Source organism: Arthrobacter sp. ISL-5, assembly GCF_018613835.1.
Lineage (GTDB): Bacteria > Actinomycetota > Actinomycetes > Actinomycetales > Micrococcaceae > Arthrobacter.
Genome location: NZ_JAGGPM010000051.1, coordinates 15933 through 35642, shown reverse-complemented (window position 1 = coordinate 35642; position 19710 = coordinate 15933). Strand labels below are relative to the sequence as shown.

General features: G+C 60.7%; 14 protein-coding genes. 5 read left to right on the top strand and 9 right to left on the bottom strand.

The window, feature by feature from the left end:
• Positions 1-48 precede the first annotated feature (48 nt).
• Entirely contained in the window at positions 49-531 is a 483-nt protein-coding gene (locus J7I89_RS23525; protein ID WP_214975551.1) for a MaoC family dehydratase, read from the bottom strand.
• 1446 nt (positions 532-1977) lie between these two features.
• Between J7I89_RS23525 and J7I89_RS23520 the strand changes: the two genes are divergently transcribed.
• Positions 1978-2751, top strand: coding sequence for a hypothetical protein (locus tag J7I89_RS23520; protein WP_214975549.1), 774 nt, complete (start codon positions 1978-1980; stop codon positions 2749-2751).
• 1798 nt (positions 2752-4549) lie between these two features.
• Here the strand turns inward: J7I89_RS23520 and mobF are convergent.
• Complete coding sequence (gene mobF / locus J7I89_RS23515; protein WP_214975547.1) at positions 4550-8122, bottom strand: MobF family relaxase; 3573 nt, start codon at positions 8120-8122, stop codon at positions 4550-4552.
• Positions 8119-8652, bottom strand: coding sequence for a hypothetical protein (locus tag J7I89_RS23510; protein ID WP_214975546.1), 534 nt, complete (start codon positions 8650-8652; stop codon positions 8119-8121). Before J7I89_RS23510 ends, mobF begins: the two co-directional genes overlap by 4 nt.
• A 213-nt stretch (positions 8653-8865) precedes the next feature.
• Between J7I89_RS23510 and J7I89_RS23505 the strand changes: the two genes are divergently transcribed.
• From J7I89_RS23505 to J7I89_RS23490, 4 genes are all read left to right on the top strand, one after another.
• Positions 8866-9435 (top strand): hypothetical protein, encoded by a 570-nt coding sequence (locus J7I89_RS23505; RefSeq protein WP_214975544.1) that lies wholly within the window; start codon positions 8866-8868, stop codon positions 9433-9435.
• Entirely contained in the window at positions 9432-10460 is a 1029-nt protein-coding gene (locus J7I89_RS23500; RefSeq protein WP_214975542.1) for a hypothetical protein, read from the top strand. Before J7I89_RS23505 ends, J7I89_RS23500 begins: the two co-directional genes overlap by 4 nt.
• On the top strand, positions 10457-10906 hold the full coding sequence (locus J7I89_RS23495; protein WP_214975540.1) for a hypothetical protein: 450 nt from the start codon (positions 10457-10459) through the stop codon (positions 10904-10906). Before J7I89_RS23500 ends, J7I89_RS23495 begins: the two co-directional genes overlap by 4 nt.
• A 127-nt stretch (positions 10907-11033) precedes the next feature.
• Positions 11034-12086, top strand: a complete 1053-nt coding sequence (locus J7I89_RS23490) for an alpha/beta hydrolase (protein WP_214975538.1) — start codon at positions 11034-11036, stop codon at positions 12084-12086.
• Between the two features lie 8 nt (positions 12087-12094).
• Here J7I89_RS23490 and J7I89_RS23485 read toward each other — a convergent pair whose 3' ends face one another.
• The 6 genes from J7I89_RS23485 to J7I89_RS23460 form a co-directional block, all read right to left on the bottom strand.
• The gene (locus J7I89_RS23485; RefSeq protein WP_214975536.1) at positions 12095-13126 is read right to left on the bottom strand and encodes a DUF4192 domain-containing protein; all 1032 of its coding nucleotides are present in this window, start codon (positions 13124-13126) and stop codon (positions 12095-12097) included.
• Positions 13127-14319: 1193 nt separating this feature from the next.
• A complete protein-coding gene (locus J7I89_RS23480; protein ID WP_214975534.1) occupies positions 14320-14784 on the bottom strand; it encodes a DeoR/GlpR family DNA-binding transcription regulator in 465 nt (154 codons plus the stop codon).
• A gap of 119 nt (positions 14785-14903) precedes the next feature.
• Positions 14904-15107: a DeoR family transcriptional regulator gene (locus J7I89_RS26050; protein ID WP_374102041.1), complete on the bottom strand. Its 204-nt coding sequence runs from the start codon at positions 15105-15107 to the stop codon at positions 14904-14906.
• Positions 15108-15999: 892 nt separating this feature from the next.
• Positions 16000-16791: an SDR family NAD(P)-dependent oxidoreductase gene (locus tag J7I89_RS23470; protein ID WP_214975530.1), complete on the bottom strand. Its 792-nt coding sequence runs from the start codon at positions 16789-16791 to the stop codon at positions 16000-16002.
• Positions 16792-16966: 175 nt separating this feature from the next.
• Positions 16967-17788, bottom strand: coding sequence for a sugar phosphate isomerase/epimerase (locus tag J7I89_RS23465; RefSeq protein WP_214975528.1), 822 nt, complete (start codon positions 17786-17788; stop codon positions 16967-16969).
• Positions 17789-17969: 181 nt separating this feature from the next.
• The gene (locus tag J7I89_RS23460) at positions 17970-19388 is read right to left on the bottom strand and encodes an MFS transporter (RefSeq protein WP_214975526.1); all 1419 of its coding nucleotides are present in this window, start codon (positions 19386-19388) and stop codon (positions 17970-17972) included.
• Positions 19389-19710: the final 322 nt, after the last annotated feature.

Sequence of the window (19710 nt, the reverse complement as noted above, 5' to 3'; positions counted from 1 at the left end):
ACGCCGTAACCAGCCTTCCGTCAAGGTGGGGAGTGGCACAACAAGTGCTTACGAGGGTCGAATCCGGATCAAGGCGGTGGTACTCATTGTTAACACGAGCTCATTTGCGTCCCGATAAACCTCGATGTTGGTTCGTACGATTCCGCGGTCAGGCTTTGAGCGTGATTTACGTGCTTCGGCGACTACGAACTTGGCCGAAAGCGTATCCCCGGGCCGAACAGGACGATGCCATCGCAGCTCGTCCGCACCTGCTCCACCCAAGCCGGCGTGCTCATTCCAAAACGATGTTGCAAAAATCCTCATCATTAGGGAAACAGTGTGCCAGCCCGAGGCTATAAGTCCTCCAAATGGCCCTCCAGCTGCAGCCACTGGGTCTGTATGAATCCACTGGGGATCGTACTGTCGGGCGAAGCCAATGATCTCCTGCTCAGAGACGAATTCGCTTCCGTAGTAGCAAACGAGACCTTGAGGATAATCTTCGAAGTACCGGTCATGGACAGAAACGGTTAGATCCTGGACTTTGTTCTGCATGCAATGAGGCTAGCAGTGGCTGATTGTGTACCGCCCGGTAATAATCGCTGGAGCGGGCATGGGTCTTCATAAACACGCTCAGGCTCTTCGGCGGCTACCTCAGCCCCGGGATTGACCTGCTGGGTAACGTCTACATCGAGCTTACGTACGGCCGAAGGATCACGGACACTATGCTCGTGTCGGACTACACCAGGACAAGCGGAGGATCCTTCCCGATGTACATGGACCAGCTGACGGAGCTGATTCAGTACCTGAAGAAACGGTCGGCGTTGATCAACATAACGCTCAAGGGCATCACCAGGATCATCCCCGGTCCGCGACCATCTACAGCATCGACGCGGATGCTCAGGCTGCCCCGCCGCCGCCGACAGGACCCTCACCGGACGGTAAATCGGTGTGGCTTGCCAGCCTAGTTGGCGAGACTGACACCTCTGTTGGCGAGCCGACGAGCAGCGCTGACCGGAAGAACGCGCCTGTCTGAGCAGACCGCGAGCGGCTCTCGTTTGTCACGGGAAGTGGCGAAAACTTCGATTCCAGCGGCGTTTGCGATCGTTCTCGCCACCGCGGCCACGCGGCGGCCAGGTCCGACGCGTCGTGCACGGCCCCCATGACCGATCTGCACCGGCGAAATGCCAGGTAGCTGGCGAAATTCGCCAGATCGTTTGGCAATTCGCCAACTAAGCTGGCAAGCCACAATCGGGCCCACTTCTGGCCACTCCCCTGCCCGTTTTATAAGGCCTATAATGGAGATTCCGTAAAGCTGGGGGAGCGGGTGACGTTGAAGAGTGTTGTCAGGAGCCGGTGCTTGGTGCATCGTCCACCGTAGTCGGCTTAGGTCGCGATCGCCGGGCAGCACTATGGAAAATCATCGGGCAAGCCCCAGGTGGAACCCGTATAGAACCATGCGTAAGCACGCAATTTGGTGCGCTTGGTATTCTTAGAGATATGAATAGGCCCTCGATTTGCAACTGTAACGGAAGTTGCGGGAATATCGGGCATAACTCAACAGGACCTCTGCTTGCCGCAGGGGTCTTTTCTTTTCAGACGCGGGTAACAGCACTGCTAGTGACATGCGTCCGCGGTTAAGTTTGGAGCGACTGCTAGCCTAGGTAATAGATAGGAACGTATGCTGCTCCGCGTAACCAAAACCTTTTGACACGACCCGCTATCGTGATTCTTGTCGGCATTCCGAAAGCTAGGGTGCAGACCGCGTCATCGCGGCCGTGGAATTAGTAACGGCGGACAGGCCTACTGCCTGAATAACCTTTGAACCTCTGCAACCGCAGGGGTTCTTCTCTTTTAAGTACCGAAAGGAGCCAGCCTCTTCACCCCAAGCCAGCCTCAAGAATGATCACCCCTCGAAGGACCGTCTCTTGGACGGTCCTTTTCTTTTGCGCTTTTCCAGCATTCGGGCGTCGCAGACGCCTTCAGACACAGGAGGTAACCATGAAGTCACACCCATATGCACTCTTCACCAAGTGGACCGCGGCGACTTACATCGAGGAGCGTCGGCCGGGCGCCAGGCAGTCTCAGGCGATTCTCACCTGGCTGAGGGCTTATGGCATTACAGCCGCAAGGGTCGACGCCTTCCTGCGGCTTAGCCGCGAGCACTCCGCCACGATGCCCAACGGGCTGGTCATGGACATTCTGGAGCTCAGTAGCTCAAAGGTGCGCCAAACGCTGAAGGACGAATATCTTCTCGACGCGCTGCTCAACACGTGGGGTGCCCTGGCCGATGTCTACGGCAGGACAGCTACCCCGGCCGACCGAGAATTGGCCAGAGTACTGCTGCTGGTAGAAGCCGGCCACGCGCTAATCATGGCACAAGGCATGGTTTACCCCGGAGCAGAGACATTGCTCAGGAAGTATTGGCGGGAGACCGATCTGCTAGACCTTTCCCGGATCCACAAAGGCGCACCGGGCTTTAAGGATGTCGGCAGGGACCTTGAGTACATCAAACGGCTGAGAAAGGATCTTCCGAAGAGGCCGGCTCCTGTGCAGGCCGTTCAGCAACCGCAATGTATAAAGCCAACTTCCGTGCAGGGGAAAAGCCCGAATCCTTCGGCAAACCAGCGCCAAGGCACCTCCACGTCCGCCCACGACGAGGACCGGCTGCCGGACCTGCCGACGAGCGGTCGGCATTGGCGTAACCCGTCTGCAAACGTGACCTATGGATTGTTCGGAAACTGGCGCGATCATTGGGACAACACGTTGCCATGAACGGGTCAAGAAACATGTGACTCCAACGCCCGATTGGTGGCAACTGGACCCTCCTGAAATCGGATGAAGGTGCCCAACGCGGAAACCGTTGGAATGTATGCGTGCCACTGTCAGGGAGTCACGGTATCGCCGTGGCGGTGGGCGACCTTCCATTGGCCGTCCTCGCGCCGGTAGATCTGGGGCCGGCAGGGACCCTATTCGGGCAGGTGAAACCGGCCTTTTCCGGGCTCCTCCCCCGGCCATTTTTGAAAAGCCGATAATCGACCTTTCGTCGGCCTGAGCTGGGGGAGAGGCGCTGTAGCGGTGGATCTTCTTCGAAGAGTTCGGAACGAAGACATGGTGTGGAGCAGGAGAAGAGCACTCTCCAGGTAAACGAAAGGACGTTTCGATAACCCGCAGCGGTTGAGGACGCACTAGGAAAAGCGCCCGGCCCAGAAGGACGAACTGTCCAGCACAACATTCCGGAGGGGCCACATCTGCCCAGCCCCGTCGGGGGAGTCCTCGTCGGGGAAGCTCGGCGGCGGATGAAGCTAGCTTCAGATCCTTGGGCGTCCGTGCCATAACCTAGGCTACTCATCTCCTGTTTCAACGTTTGTCGGTCGGTCTCCTATCAGATGGGCTCCCGCAAGGAGTCAATCGCCGTCCACTCACGACCGGATGATGAGCTTGATCGTCACGCCTGTTCCATCATTGGATGGCACGAAGACGCCGTTGACCAGCGAAAACGGTGTTCCAAGGCTACCCACCTCCTACTTTAACAATCACCGGTGCCAACTGCACCCTGGTGGTTGGCGCTCTCCTGGTGGCCAGCCGCAGTCTGAGGTAGCCGCGCGGGTAACGCTGTGGGTCCCCGCGCCCTGGGCCGTGACGGTACCGATCGCCGTCGCCGGCACGTTCAGTGCCGGCATTGCCGGAACAGCCACGTCAGGCGGTCCGCCCGGCGCGTCACTCCCTGGCCCGAGGGTGTCCCCGGACTACTGACGGGGCACAGCTCCTCAGCTGGACCCTTGTAAGGAAACTGATACTCGGCCTCCTACACCCTGAGGGGCGGTCGATCACCCGTGCTGCGGCACTTGAGCGCCAGGGGGAATTTGAGCCAAGTCGCGGCGATCGCAGAAGGCTATTTGTTATGACGACCTATGCCTTCAAGATGTCATGCTGTTGGCGGCATGAGTTCGTGTTCAATGAGGGAGATTGAACTTCTGGTTACCGGAGCTTCAGAACCGGCTGCGAGCAACGTGTCCTGACGACGGGGCCTCGATGGGTGGTGCCCAGGCAAGGGAATCTGAAGCCCGTATGTAGTAAGTTGCTGGCCATGGTGCGCCAGGCCTGACTTGTGCCGGATCCGGCGAAATAAGCAGAACAGATCCGGGCCAGATCGGCTCCGGCAGAGCTTCAATCCATGCGCGCTGGACGTGGTCGAAGCGATTCCACTCGAGGGTGATCCAAGACCCTGTAGGTTCGAGGGCATCAACGCTCAGAACCGTGACCTCTGTCGCCGTGCCACTACTTCGCTTCACGTCGTCGAAGTGGATCCACTTTTCGGCGGCGTCTGCCATCCATACATGAAGCCGGCGCGCTCGGGCCCACCAGACAGCGCCGGCAACTGCGGCCGTGATGAGCGAGGTAGATGCCGCCAGTAGCAGAAACAGGTTAGGTGGCCAGCTGGTGGCAACTGATGCTCCGACGTAATACGTGACGCAAGCAGCGACTGCCACGCTGCTCAGTATCAAAGCAGGTGTCGCAAGTTTCGGCTTTATGACTGGGTTCGCATCCATGGATTGCCTTCTCGACCAGTTTAGAGTTGCCAGCCGACATTGATAAGGCGGTCTTCCCAAGTCTTCGGGTCTTCCGTCCACGTCGGAGCCTCCACAGGACTGGGGGAGGGAAGAGCTGCTTGATCGATGAGGCGACCCATATCTGATCGCTGCACGTCTTGCTGCCACTCGTAGGCGGCCGGAAGTGGACCAAGGGGAAGGCACGAATCCTGTATGCCCCACCGGTCCCTGTAAACGGCGACTTGCCGGATGACAGCAATTGCCTCATCTGGATTGACGAATGGACCCAGACCCTCCAGCAGGTTCCGTTTCCAGGCGGCGTCGTTCATCAGCGCGGCTCTGATGACGTGATCGTTTCTGTGCCGCATCCTGCCCCGTACCTGGCTGATCATGTCGCCGACGTCGGGACGGGCAGTGCGAAGATCCTCGGTCAAAGGATCAACATCTCCGGCGGGCATCGCGGACAGGAACTGCCGGAGCCGCGAGTGGACGACCGCCGCTGTGTCTCGAGCGGATGCATCCGCCCGCAGTGCGACGGCTACGGCACGCTGCGCGCTCGGTCGGCTCACCCCAACGGATCTGCGCCACGCGGCTACGGCTGCGCCCCACGAGGGTGATTGCTGAAGCCCGGGGGCTGTACCAGGCGAGCAAACCTCAAGAAACACCGTCAGATCTTCGGCGGCCGCAAGCTGGGCGAGATAGTCGTACTCAGCACCGAGGCGCTCCAAGCTGTCCGCCTTCGACTGCTCAGCGTCGCGGACTTCGTGAGCCGTCCGTTCGGCGCCTTCGGCGGCAAGAACCTCACCCAGGATCTGACGCCACGAGGGTTGCAAGGCCGGATCCAAAGGCTCGTCATCCAAAGGATCGTTCTCGCTGACATACGCGTGGTTTCCCGCGCGTCCCCGCGTCATGCTCACGTACAACAGTTCACGCGTGAGCCGGTCCTGTGTCACCACGGTGTGGCCAGTGTCCACGGTGATGCCCTGCGAACGGTGGGCGGTCGTTGCATATCCCAGCTCAACTGAAGCCTCCACGTAGTCGCGGCCCAAGCGAATCGTTGCGCCGCTGTCCCGGCGAACGGCGGTCAGCGTGCCGTCACGCCTGCCCGTACGGACGACGTCCAGCATGGTTCCATTCCGGATGAAGTCACCGCTGCTGTCGGTGATGGCGCGGTTATTGAGGCGGGCAATGACGGTGTCGCCGGTGCCGGCATGAAGTCCGTCGCTGAGCGGTACCGAGGTTTCCGCGTCCACGGCACCTTGGACGACACGATCGGCCTGGGCGCGCTGGTTGAGCATGCCCACAGTGTCATTGTCGGCAGCGATGAGAATTGAAGACCTGCCGGCGCCGATGTCGGCCTGCCATCGGAGATAGGCCTCATCGACCATGTCAAGGTACACACCGTGTTGGATGCGCCCGTGGCTGTCGTAGTCATCAATGGCAGCGAAGTCCCCGGCACGAAGCTTTAGCGAGGCGTCTTGCTCCCAAGTCTCCTTGAACCGCCAAATCGTGCTCAGCCGCACGGTCTTGCCTTGCCGGTCCAGCCAGCCGAGGACACCGCCGGCGTCGATGGCGTCCAACTGACCCGGGTCTCCCACCAAGAGCACCTTGGCCCCGGCATCCCGAGCCTGCTGCACCAGCGCTGACAGCTGGAGCGTGCACACCATGGAGGCTTCGTCGACGACGACCAGTTGGTTTGGATGAAACCGCCACTTGTCCTGTTCCGCGGCCAGCCGTGCGGCCTTCTGGGCCAACAAGGTGGCCTGCGGGCCCCTGTCAGCCACGTGATTGATTAGCCGTCGCTCCGTATCGAAGAACTGTGCAGCCCGGCTGCCGGCTCCCTGACCGACGGATTCGTAGAGCCATTTCGTGACGTTCTCCGTGCTCAGTGCGAGCTCGCGCCCAAGAACTTCGGCGCTCGCCGACGCGGGCGCCAACCCGACCACGGTACCGACGCCAAAAGCTGCTTCCCAGGAAGCCTTGATCGCCCCGAGCGTGGTGGTCTTGCCGGTTCCGGCAGGACCGACGACGGCGTCGAGCCGGTTGCCGCTGAGCAGGACGTTTGCTGCCGCAGCGCGTTGGTCGCTGTGCAGCTCGAGCCGACCACCGTGTTTGTAGCTGGCGAGCGATTCCATTGCGACGGTGGAGCTCACTGCCGGGCCGCCGTCGTCGTTCCTTGCTCGCAGGACTACGTCCTCATTGGCGAGGGTCGCCGCGTCCGTGTAGAGGCGGGAGCCGTGGAAATCGAAGATGCTGTGGTCCGCGAAGCGGAGATCGGCTTGCGCGTTCGCGGGGAGGGTGTACCGGTACTCATTGAGGGGAACGGACTGGGCTTCGGCAGATGTGGCGACGGCGTCGATCAGAGCGTTGCGGTCCGCCGGTGCGTGGCAGCTGATTTCGGCGCAGACTCGTTCGGCCTCTGCGAGGAGGTTCCACCGATTCCAGGTGGCGCGCTTCGTGGCAACGCGCTCGCGGGACAATGACCCGACGGCGTCCACCCAGTCCGGGGTGAAGTCGCAGGCGCGGAATGGGGTTCTGCGGGAGCGCCGAATGGTGTTGGCGAGCACGAGACTGGGTTCGAAGCCCTTGGCCAAAGCCCGTGCCCGCCACTGCTTTGAAAGCTGGTGGAGCGGTGTGACTGATTCGGACTTGGCCGTGCGGGTCGAGAGGGTTGCCTGCTGTCGGAGCTTGATGGTGGTTGTTGCGGTTGGGGGAGTGCCGTGGCTTGCGGTCCATTCCGCCACGAGCCGGTCGGTTTCGAGATCGATGAGGCGCGAGCGGTTGGAAAATTCTCGGATCAGGGCGTCGTCAACGCCGTTCAGCTGCTGGCTGGGGTTGTGCGTGTTCGCGCCCGGTTCGCGGATGTCCGCGTCGGTACCGAGGTTCCGGTGAAGGGCGTCGAAGAGGAGCCCGTTGTAGTGTTCGCTGGCAGCCACCGCGGCCCTGTACAGCGTCCGCGAATCCAAGGTGACCCACGCGCCGTCGGTGATGCGCTGGACACGGTTGGCGATGACCATGTGGGTATGGAGCTGCGGATCCCCTGCCCGAGACTCCCAGTGGTCGAAGGCAGCAGCTATCGCCCCGCGGGTGCCGAGGTGGGCGACACCATTGCGTCCGGCCCTCGTGTGGATGACGTACGTCTCGAGCCATTGCAGAGTGGCGTTGACGGCGTCGTGGTGGGTCTGGAGGATTTCGTTCTGGATCTCGCGGGCGCTCAGTGCCCAGAGGACGGACACGGATTTTGGGACACTGAAGGTCAGGTCGAAACCGACGACGGCGTGCCGCGTCTCGGTGCGGCCCTGGCGGTTTTGGACGACGGTGGGTTGGCCGTGGGGGCGGCCCAGAGGAGCGGCGGTGTCCGGGTGGGTGGCGTGGTCGAAGATGGATTTGGCGTCCGATTCTTTAACGACGTCTCCGGCAGTCCGGCTGATGCCGCGCAAGCCGGAGCCGAGCCAACGGCCCTGCGGCGTACCGGCTTTCATGTAGTACGTGGTGGCATCCATTGGCGTGAGTGTCAGATCGTCCATCATGGTCGTCTTGAAGAGGTACTTCAGGCCCGACTGCGCGGAGAGCCGGGCGATGGACATGGTCATGGCTTTTGCGTTTCTAGGTTCCGGTTGGTGGCCGTCCACCCACGACGGCGGAACAGCGCCTTGGTGCTGATGTGGAGCTCGACGCCGGTGGTGCGGGAATGTGCGAGTAGCCTGCCGGCGAGGTGGACCAGGTCACGGGCATCGGTCTGCTGGATAGTTTGGAGACGTGCGACGTCGGCACGCAGGTTGCGGATGACGCCACGCTGGTCGGCGTTCTCAGCTTCGAGACGGTCGATGTCTGCGGCTTGAGATCGGAGCTGGGTGCCGAGGGATTTTTGCTGGTGCTGCCTGATGCCGGCGCTCGCGGTCAGTAGGCTGGCCTGCGACTTGCGCCGGGTCGGAGTCGGGCCCGACTCCGCGACGGTGATCCGGCGCCGGGCGGGTACAGCGGAAGCCGGGCTTGCTACGGGAAGTCGCTGCCGCCGTCGGCGGTCCCGTTGCCTGTTGGCGCAGCGAGTGGAACAGAAGCGCTGGGACGTGCGCGACGGCACGAAGCGCTCGCCACATTCCCCGCAACTCTTCCCGCTCACGTTTGATCATCACTGCTGGCTCCGGAGACGACATGACTTGGCGTGAGTCCGCGCTCACGGCGAATGCCTTGGATGCCAGAGGTGTGAGGCTGTGCGCGGTTGGTGCACTCCGGGGCTCGGACTGTCGGAGAACCGGTGCGCCGGCCGAGATGAGGCAATGGAAGGCTCTGGACATGTCCAGAGGCGAGGCGTTCAATGGAATTGAGGCGATTCTTGACGGCCCAGGAAGAAAGGACCGTTGGATTGAATGGCGACCGGGCGGCACGAGTCGGCGGCCGCAGGATGGGGACTCCGATGGACCGTACAGCTTCCGCCAAATATTCGCCGGCGCGATTCGCTGCAGAAGGCTTCCTGGCACTTAATCTGCCGAGCCGTCTTTCGCTGGACGGGCTGATTTCGATTGTTGAGAACCTCCGGCAGCGGCCGATTGAGATCGATGTTTCCGAAGCCCTGAATGGGGGATCCGTCTGCGGGCTGTGGTTGTCCACGGACAGCACCGAGATAATCCTGCACGCACCGACGCCGTCGGCGCTGCATCGCCAGCAGTTCATCCTTCACGAACTGGGCCATATGGTGCTCCGTCACGATGAGTTGGTGGTGTCTTCAAACTATGCCGAGACGTTGTTCCCGAACCTCTCCGGCGAGAAGGTGTCTCGGATCCTGGGGCGAAGCGACTTCCTGGACCATATCGAGGCCGCCGCCGAAACCTTGGCGGATCTCTTTGCCGCTGCCATCCGGGACAGCAGCCTCGAGCCGCGGTCGTTCGAACGGATTTTCGGATGATTCAGGGAATTGCCGCAGCTGTGATCTGGTGCCTGGCGCTGTGCCTCCTGCCGGATCTGAGACGGCGCAAGGACCAAAGCATTCTGGTGGCGGCCGTTACCATCGCCACTGCACTCACGCTCAACGTTGACGGCATCTACATGGCGGGCGACTCCCTCCTCGGGAACCGCAATCTGCTGGACCTTGTCGCCAATGTCTTCATGGTTGTCGGCATCTACTTCCTGTCCCGCGCGATCCTGCGGGCCGCCAATGTCAGCGAGACGGTGGACATCCACAACAGGTCCGGGCAAGCGGTTCTCGGGATGGTCGTAGTGGCCCTGATCGTCAGTTTCAGCCTGGTTGAAGCTCCGCAGACGTCCACCTCCTTTATGAGGGATTTTGGCAGCCAGTGGCCAGCCGCCGCGTACTCGGCTGTTCAGTTCCTGTACATCGGCTCGGTGGTGGCCATCACCGGCGTTACTTGTTTCAGGTTCCGTGGCGAGATGGCAAGGCCGTACTTTCGCGTCGCCTTTGTGTTCATCGGCCTCGGCTGCGCGCTGGCTGTGGTGTTGGTCCTTGCCGTGCTGGGCATGGACGTTCTTCATCTCATGGGGGAGCTCGAGGCAATGATGCGTCTCTCCTACGTCTACGACGCCGCGTTAGTGGGCGCCATGGTTTTCCTTTGCGTGGGTCTGGCCTTGCCTCCCGTCGCCCGTCGGCTGGAACGTCGGTCCGATGCCCGGGCCGCGACTGTCCTCGTGGAAAGACTGTCCGAGCCGTGGGGCCGGATCACGTCGGGGCGCTCCGAGATCCGACTAAACGTGTCTCCAACTGCGATTGACCGCCAGGATGCTCCCAAGCGCCGGCTGCACCGGATGCTCGTGGAGATCCAGGACGCCCTATTCGTGGACCCGCACCTTGCCCAGTTGCTGAGCCAGAATGACGTTGACGTTCTGCGGGAAGCGGAGCAGCATCTCGATGCCCGGTTTGCAGGTGCAGGAGATCGACGGACAAGGTCGCTAGGGAAAGGAGGCATGAATCCGTGACCGACGCCGATGGCGGGACACCCGAGCAGCCCCAGGCGAAACTCGCCCGGAAGCTGAATCTCCTCCTGGATCTCTTTGAGGCACAGGGGTCATCGCCCCTGACGTATCCGCAGATAAGCAAGCACATGTCAGACCGGGGAACGCCCCTGTCGCGCTCCCGGTGGGCGTACATGCGTGCCGGCGACGGTCCCATGGCGACCGACCCGGCGCTCTTGCAGAACCTCGCCGAATTCTTCGGCGTCGATTCCAGATATCTTTTGGACGACGACGGCGAGGTCCCCGACTTGGTGGATGCGCAGCTTCAGTTGCTACGGACACTGCGGGAGAACCGCGTCAAGAACTTCGCTGCACGGCAACTGCAGGGGATTTCACCGGAGACATTGCTACGCCTACGGCAGGCGATCGACGAACGCCTGAAAGCTCCCGAGGACGACGCCGATGCGTAGGGCTGTCCTTGGCGTCGCCATCGGTTGTGGTTTGGTTAGCGCCGCGGCATTTCTTGGGGCAGCCTATTTTGCCCGGGAAGTTGTAGTGCCGAAGACGTGGCGGAGAGAAGATCTGCCAATCCGCCGGGTGTTCCACGACGCCAACGAAGCGCTGCTGGTCGAGTTGCCGGCATCGGCACGGACCACGGTTCCAGGCCGCTACAGCATCTGGTTTGCCAACGGAACGGGCCACGCCTGCATCGGCGAGATTGTGTCTACTGACGCTGGCGCCGGGACGGTGACCCGCCGCGTTGAACGGGTTGATTCCGGGGATCTGTTGCTGGCAAAGGCCGGCATCTGGAGCGGGTACGTCTACCCGACTCCGGATCCGTTGGGGCTGCCCTACTCGGACGTTGAGATTCCAGTCGAGAACGGCGTGGCGCCGGCGTGGAAGTTCGCGCCTCCGCGTGCGTCCGCGGATTCCTCCACATGGGCGATCCACATTCATGGCCTCGGCGGATCGAAGGCCGGGGCACTCCGCGGTGTGCCCGTTGCGGACCGGCTGGGATACACATCCCTGGTCGTTTCATTCCGGAACGACTGGGATGCGCCTGCATCCGCGGACAGGCGGTACCACCTGGGGGAGACCGAATGGCACGACGTCGAAGCTGCGGTCTTATATGCCGTGAGTCAGGGTGGTGCGCGTAACGTTGTGCTTTTCGGCTGGTCCCTTGGTGCCTCAATCGCGCTCCAGCTGGCGGCGTCGTCGGAGTTTCGCCACCGCATCTCCCGGCTGGTGGTCAACGCACCCGTTATTGATTGGCGAAGCACGCTGGTGGGCAACGCCCGGTCGAGTGGGCTTCCAGGTTGGGTTGCCCGGCTTGGACTGCAGATGCTGGGTTCATCCGGAATGCGCTGGATCACCGGCCTGGACGCCCCATTGAGCTTTCATACCCTGGGCTTTTTGGCCCGGGCGAACGAACTCAATGTCCCCATCCTTGTCATCCACAACGAAGGGGACCGCTCGACGCCCTTTGCCATTTCCCGCGATTTTGTCGCGCGTCGCCCCGGGCTGGCAACGTTGCTCACTTTCCCCTCGGCGGAGCACACGCAGGAGTGGAACTCGGACCCGGACGGGTGGGACACGGCGGTGTTCGACTGGCTGAGGACCGCCCCGCCGTCGCCCGCCGCATCCCCCTGACAGAGGGTCTAGGATGCCTCGAGGCCCCAGGGCCGGAAGGCCCGGTCCTTGTCCATGTTCCAGCCGGCAACCATTCCGGAGCCGATCATCAGGTCGCTGAGCCTGGCCAAACGGTAGGCGGGGTCGGCTTCGAGCGCGAGCTGCAGGAACTGGTGGGCTTTGCTGCCCTTGCCTTCCCACCAGTTGACGTAGGCGATCGCGGTGAGGATGGGCGCCGAGTGATCGGTGCTGCTGTGCGTGTAGGCGTGAAGCAGCAGCTGCTGCGCCCATTCGACCCGGGACCACTGCGGGTTGCCGTGGGTTTGGGCGAGGAGAACCCGGTCCATCGGTTCGTCGATTCCCGGGATATCGGCCATGAGCTGGTCACGGATGGCAGGGACCTGGAAATTGGCGATCAGGCTGATGGTCTGATCGTCGTCCGGGTAGCTGATCGCGTCGAGCATGCCGTCCCACAGTGCCCTGCCTTGCTCGAGCGCTTCGCCGGGGTTCATCCTGCGGATGGTTTTCACGCGGTCGTCGACGGCGTCCGCGGTCCGGGTTTCCTTCGTCGAGGCCGGCAGGGTGATGCGGTCACTCGGTTCGATCGCGCTGCCGCGGTAGACGAATTCGGCGTTGATCTGGCTGGACTGCGTGGCTGTCAACGGCAGTGTCACACCGTCCCCTGGGTCGCCGTCGTACGGGGAAACAGTCTCGTCTCCGACGAGGAGTCCGTCCCGGATGGTCATTCCCCGTTCGGCCAGCGCGCACGTGAGTGCTGCGATGGTTGCGGCGTGCGGTTTGGGTTGCCCGCGTTTCTGGGGCTCGGAGGTGTAGACGGCGAAGAGGACGCTCGCGGCGCTCGTGTCGTGGGCGAGGTAGTCGGCGACGGTGCGGGCGTACCGGAGTCCGCCCGCGCGGGTGGGGAGGTCAACCCTGAGTGTTGCGCCGACACGGTTGGCGTCCAAGGTGATGCACACGAGGCTCTCGTGCGGCCAGAACCCGAGCGTGTGACCGACGAAACTGAGGACGTCGGCGGGGGTTTTGATGGTGAGCGGTTCCATGATTTCTTCTCCTTCAGCTACTGGCGGGCACCGGGTGTGTCTGTCAGGGTTGTGCGTCGTTCTGATAACGGAGTCACCGCTGGGTTTGAGGGTCCGGAGTGCAACTTGGGGAACCGCGGAGCGGTCCATAATTTCGGGAGGAAATAAGCGACGGAGGAGCGCCGACCGAAATTGTGGGTAGTGAGCGGCGCGTAGCGCCCTGGTTGCGCGGAGGACCCGCCCAGCGATGATGGAGGATCAGAATGACAAACAGCGAAGATGCTTCTGATGGTTCATGGACGCGGGGGAACGGGACCGTATGACGGACAAGTCGCCAGCTCAGGGCAGACCCCTGTCCGCATTGTTCTCGTCAATTGGGAGAAGCTTTCTAGACAACCTGCACGGCTATCGGAGGCTTCGCCAATCTGATATTGGCTAGGGGGATGTTTGGTTCATGGCGCGATCTACGATCTCCGAGAACGACCGGTGACTACCCCCCACCCGGCATCGCGATAAGAACCGACCTGTCGCCTTGCCCAGGAATAGAAGTGATGGCCAAACGGCGGCCGCCCGGAACAAAAATGCGTGCGATCAGCTCCCGTGTAACGCTTGGGCGCACCGTCAGCGGGCTCTTTTGAGGCAGGCAAACGCCATGGAAGACCAGGATTTATGCGATGGTGCCGCTGGGACAAGTCAGAAGTGTCAGGCTGTGATCTATGAGTTTCTCGAGTTTCTCGAGTTTCTCGAGTTCATCGTCAGAGAAAGAAGAAAGACCCCTATCCTGACAGCTCCGAGCCACCCACCTGACGTCAGGTTGGGGTATAGCGCAAGCTGACCGCTTTCCGTCCGAGGATTTGTTGACGACCGGAGTGGCCAGCTCGCGAGGTACAACTGCAAAATGCAGGTGCAGGTCCCGGGTTCGCTGTGAGGCTCTTGAGCTTGGAGTTCTGGCAGATGGATGGCGTCAGCCGGCTGTGCGGCCTTAGGGTGTGTTTCCGGCCTTTGGAGGTCTCCCTGTCGAAGGATCGCGGACGGCCGCCTTTGGAACCGCGACGGCCCGTCCGGCGATCTGATCTGACCGCTCGGGTATGGTGACTTTGATGATGCCACTGCCGGTCAGGTAGCTGCGGTTGGCGCTGGAGGTGCACGCCAGTTGTCTTGGCCAAAAAGGACCACAAGTGTCGTCGGCCGCGGCTACTATTGTTGCCCGCAGGTTAGGTTTTAGCAGCTTTGCTGAAAGTCGCCAAGCGGACGGCAACACCAAGTTCCCGAATGTTGTCTTGCATGTCCAGGGGCAGTTGATCGTCAGTTACGACACCGTCGAGCCTTTCCAAAGGTACAACGTTGAAACGGGAGACCGTGCCGAACTTAGTGCTGTCCGCCAATAGGAAGCGCGATGACGACGCTTCGAGGGCTGCCCGTTTTACCTCGACTTTGTCCACGGAAGACGCCATGAGACCCCTGGAAGTGTTCCAAGTGCCGGTGCTGAGGAAGGACAGATCGATGTTGACGAATTTGAGCACTTCTGCGGCGAGGCGGCCGTAGCTGGAAGCGCTAGTCGGGTCCACCGCTCCGCCAGTGTGGATTGTTTCAATGTTCGGGTAGTCGAACAAGCTGGTGACGATGTAGAAGTCGTTGGTCACCACGGTAAGGTGCTGGCGCGCGGCGAGGAAGGGCACTACTGATTGACAAGTGGTGCCGGCGTCGAGGAAACAACCATGTCATCCTCGACTGGCCGCAAGTTCGGCAATCGCCTTTTCGCGCGGGAGTCCAGGTTGGGCCCGAATTTCAAGTTTCCCTAGGAGGTTCTTGGCTGTTCCACTCGGCTAGCCGAACGCCGCCAATGGACTGAGGCCACTTGGCCACTGGCCTCCAAGGCAGTGATGTCACGGCGGACCGTCATGTGAGAGACATTCATATAGGCAGTTAGGTTGCGAACACTCAGGATGCCCTCCTGCCGCAGGAGGCGGAGGATTTCTTGGTGCCTCTGCTCGGGAATCATGGATCGCGCTGCAGGACTCACGAGGTTCCCTTCCAAGGTCTCGGTCGGCACGGTAAGGCGGGGCCTGATTCTGGCAAAGACTGCAATGCGTGCCCGTGCTGGTTCGGAGCGTTGCGGACTCAAAGAAGATGATGCCCTGCGGGCTTCCCAGTGCCCGTGAGCGCAAAGATCCGCTGCAGAGGTAGGGAAACTTCGAACCAGAAGCGGTCTTGTCCGGGATGCGGGTCACCCTCCGGCGGTGTGCGCGCCTGCGGGCCAATTGTGGCGTCTTGGTCCTGCCAGGTATTCGAAAGCGCTCCATGTTGGCGAAACCAGCTGGCAGCCGTGACGGTGCCGGGCCGCGAATGACGGCCGGCGCTTTTGTCCTGCTCGAAATACCGCGGGGCCGTCACAGGACAGGCATGCCAATTCCTGCCGGGCTACTTTCCGTTTTTCTGGTAGGAGTCCCGCAAATTCTGTGGCGGTCCATTCCGTGCCATCCAAGACGTTCTTTGCGATATACAAGGCGCCTCCTCTTGTATTGATATCTGGGAATGAGGATCAGGGTGACCGTCTATGCGCCCTTGGCGGCCTGCCGCTTCCCGCGAAGCCTCTGAATCTGGATTGCCCCATAAATCCACCTGTACCAGTCCCGGCCGAGAAGGTGATGCCCCCTCATGAGACCTTGTGCGACACCCACCGGCACCACGCGTGCTTCATTACCGTGCCGGCCCGACGAAGGGACAGCTGAGCGGGACCGCCCCCAACGCGTAACGGTGCTCTACCCGGCGACGTCAGGCCAGGGCAATGCGTGGGTTTGACGTCGCCGGGTGGTGAGCGTTGCGGTGGCGGGGTTGCCGTTGCTCCGGGCGACGGCTACGTCACTTTCCGGGGTGTCGGTACGGACCGGGTGTCAGGATTTGGAGCTGGGTCGACCAGGAATATGGCTAAGAATAGACTTAGAGAATCCACCATCGACACAGATGTCTTGCCCGGTGACATAACCCGATAGAGGGCTTACGAGAAATTCGATCACGTTCGCAATGTCCGTGGGATCTCCAATTCTTGCCAACGGGATAATATCTTCCCTTGCCTTCTTGATTTGAGGATCTTCATACATTTTTTCAGTCATCCGTGTGTGAGTCATACCCGGGGATACCACATTTACACGAATTCCTTCAGGTGCCCATTCCAGCGCAAGTGTTTGGGCCAGCATCGTCAACGCAGCCTTGCTGGGGCTGTAAGCACCTGATCCGGCATGTGGTAGCTGGCCAGACATTGAAGAGGTAAAACAAGCTGAGCCGCGGCTCTGCCTCAAATGCGGGTAGCTTGCTTTGGCAAGAAGCCACGGGCCGCGGAGGTTAACGGAGAACATGCCGTCCCAGTCCTCAACAGATAGGTCACAGATTGCGCCAGGCTTAGCCATTCCGGCATTCGCTACCAACGTGTCCAGGCCACCGAATTCGGCTACCGCAGCTCCGACCAGTTGACTTGGCACCTCGGGATCTCCGAGGTCGCCTGCCAATGCGATGGCGGTACCTCCCATTGACTGGATGGAACGAACGACTTGCTCTTGGCTACCGTTCGATTCGTGTCCACACACCGCAATCATCGGGTGCACGCCCCGAGCAAGAGCCGCCTCTGCGATTCTCAGGCACGTAGACGCGCCTATGCCGCTACTTCCGCCACTAACCAAAGCTCTCATCGTACACACTCCTTTTATCTGGGATTGACAAGAGAATCATTTTTGACTACCAGATATGGTAGAAAATCATGGACTGCAAGTCTCAGATCGCTTGCAGTTCAATTCGCAATGTAAATCAGTCCCATTATTTTATTACAACGATCAGCTGATGCGTCGTGATCTCCCCATTCAGGGGTTACTTTCCCAGTTCCCAGCCTTGATTTTTGAGGTCCTGCATTGCCTTCTCGAATTCGTGCACCGGGTTCTCTTCGCGAATGATCTCAAGAACGACGTTGTTGACTCCGCATGTTTCTCTGACGGCATTGCCCAGTCCCTTCCAGTCGATCACTCCGGTGCCGATTGGATCGTGACCCCAGGTTTCCGTGCCTGTATCGGAAATATGCACAAGTCCAATTGATTCGTGGTTGGCGAGCAAGCTCTCTACGGGATCCTCTCCTATGTAAGCAGCATTCGCGACGTCGTACACGATCTTGACTGAATCGTCGTTGATAGTGCTTACGACGCCTGCCAGGTCCTGGATGGTAGGGGTGAAGCAATAAGGAGTGTTTTCGAAAAGTAGTCGCGTGCCAGCCTGTTTGGCCAGCGGAATCAGATTCTCCAGGCTCTCGTACATCCACCCGGAGGTCTTTTCGAGCGAAGGTGAGATCATTGGGCGTCTTGTGCCCGGAGATATTACAACCTCGGGGACATCCCAGGCTGCAGCCAAGTCAATTACGGACTTAATGTGCTCGATGCTTTTGCGACGCATATTAGCGCCAGGGCTGGCCAGATTGATGTCATACCCACCGGCGTTGAGTGACCTGATTTTGGCGCCGTATTCATTGAGCCTTGTATAAGTTGCCGAACGCTCCGAGTTGGAGATTTCATCCGGCCAACAGTGTGGAGAGCTAATCGGAACTTCAAAAGTCTTATATCCATGATCGACCAGGTCGGCTATTGCATCAATTGCCGTAGATGACCATAGATAGGAAAATGTATTAATAATCAATTGGTTCACTTGAAAGCGTCCTCTCAGTTCTGCGCCTATGGAGAAAGAGTGTTTCACTCATAACGCAATTTTGAATTTGATCTGCGCAAGGGATCGCGCCCTTGGCGAGCCGGGCGGCTCGACGAGACCCGGGGAAGAGACGCCCCTTGTTGTCTGGGCGAGCCGCCACGGCTTCCTAGGGACATGCGTGCTACCGGGAACGCCTAGCCTCGTTGGTGGCCGACTGAGTGCCCAGGAGCAGGTGCTCGCCTTCGAGTACCTCAGAGTCAGCGAGTGCCACGGTGGCGCGGCCACTGCGGGCGCCGGTCTCCGGGAGCGTGAAATAGACGGCGAGGCAGATGGCGACGATGACTGTCATGTAGATCGCTACGAACATGGGATTTCCGGCGCCGACGAATGCGGCGGCGATCAGCGGCGCGGTACCACCGAAGACGGCAATCACGATTTGGTGTGCGAAGCCAATGCCCGATACCCGTACCGCGGCTGGGAACAGTTCGGCCTGGATGGTCGGATACACCGACTGCCAGATGCCGAGAACGACCCACCCGGACGCCGATACCAGAACATAAACGCCGAAGCCCGGCTGGTTCAGCAGCAGGAGCATTGGGTAGAAGAGAACGATCATGCCGATGGCACCGATGATGGGAAAGATTTTGCGCCGGCCGAGTCGATCAGAGAGCGCACCGCAGACGGGCACGATGATAACGAGCAATGCCAGTCCGATAACGCTCCCGGCCAGGGTGGAGGCCAGGTCCCGGCCGGTGGTCAGCTTGGCGTAGGTGGGAAGGAACGTAGCCCAGGTGTAATACGCCACGGCGGGGGCAGAGAGCGCTGCTGCCTGCAGCAGCGCCTTCGGGTGTTCGCGAAGCAGGTCCATCAGGCGGGCCGCGGCGGACTTTTGATCGACGAGGGCACTTGCCTCAAACTCAGGGGTCTCTTCTGCGCGTGCCCGCAGAATGAGACCGACGACGCCGAGTATGCCCCCTACGACGAACGGGATGCGCCAACCCCAGGCGGCGAGGTCCGCTGGAGTAAAGGATGATGTCACAATGGCCGCGGCGCCGGTCGCTACGAGGGTCGCGAGGCCGCTCGCCATGTTGGTGAAGGAACCGAACAGGCCCCTCCGGTTCGCGGGAGCGTGTTCAACCATGAATGCAATGGCGCTCTGCCCCTCACTACCGGCCGAGATGCCCTGGATGACGCGTGCGAACAGGAACAGAGCAGGCGCTGCGTAGCCGATGGTCGCAAATGAAGGTGTGAGGCCGATAATGAGCGAGCCGAGCGCCATCCCGGAGATGGACAGCGTCAAGATGAGCCTTCGGCCGAATCGGTCGGCCAGTGGAGAGATGATAATTCCGCTGAGCGGGCGTACAAAAAACCCGACCGCATAGGTGAGCAGTGCTGCGACAAGGGAGGCGAACTGGGAATCGCTTGGAAATATCTGCGATGAGAACACCGCCGCCAGCAGCCCGTAAATGTACCAGTCGTACCACTCCACGAAATGGCCGATCGTGCCTGCCACCATATTGAGGGTGCGGCGAGGGGGCTCAGACGCTTCGGGAAGCTCCGAAGTGTCTGGACTGCCGACGGATTCTTGTGAGGTCTTCATTGAACTCTCCATATTTTCACGTTTGCTGCGAAGGGGTATTTGAGTATTCCCGGACACCTCGGTGTGCGGGTCTCGCCCGGCTGTAAATCGGGTCGACGGGACAGCCGACTGCCAAGACCAACAGCCGGAGCAACGCCTAGGCGCTGCCTGACTTGAAGTGGGAAAGAAGCTTATCCAGCCTCCCCATACTTCATGAATGAGATCGGTTGCTGAGATCGGTTGCAAGCAACGATACGGATGAAATGTGATCCTTGTCAACGTTCTGTGTGGTCGCGGCGCAGATTGCCACGACGGGTCTTGGCTTCGAGGCAGACACGCGGGT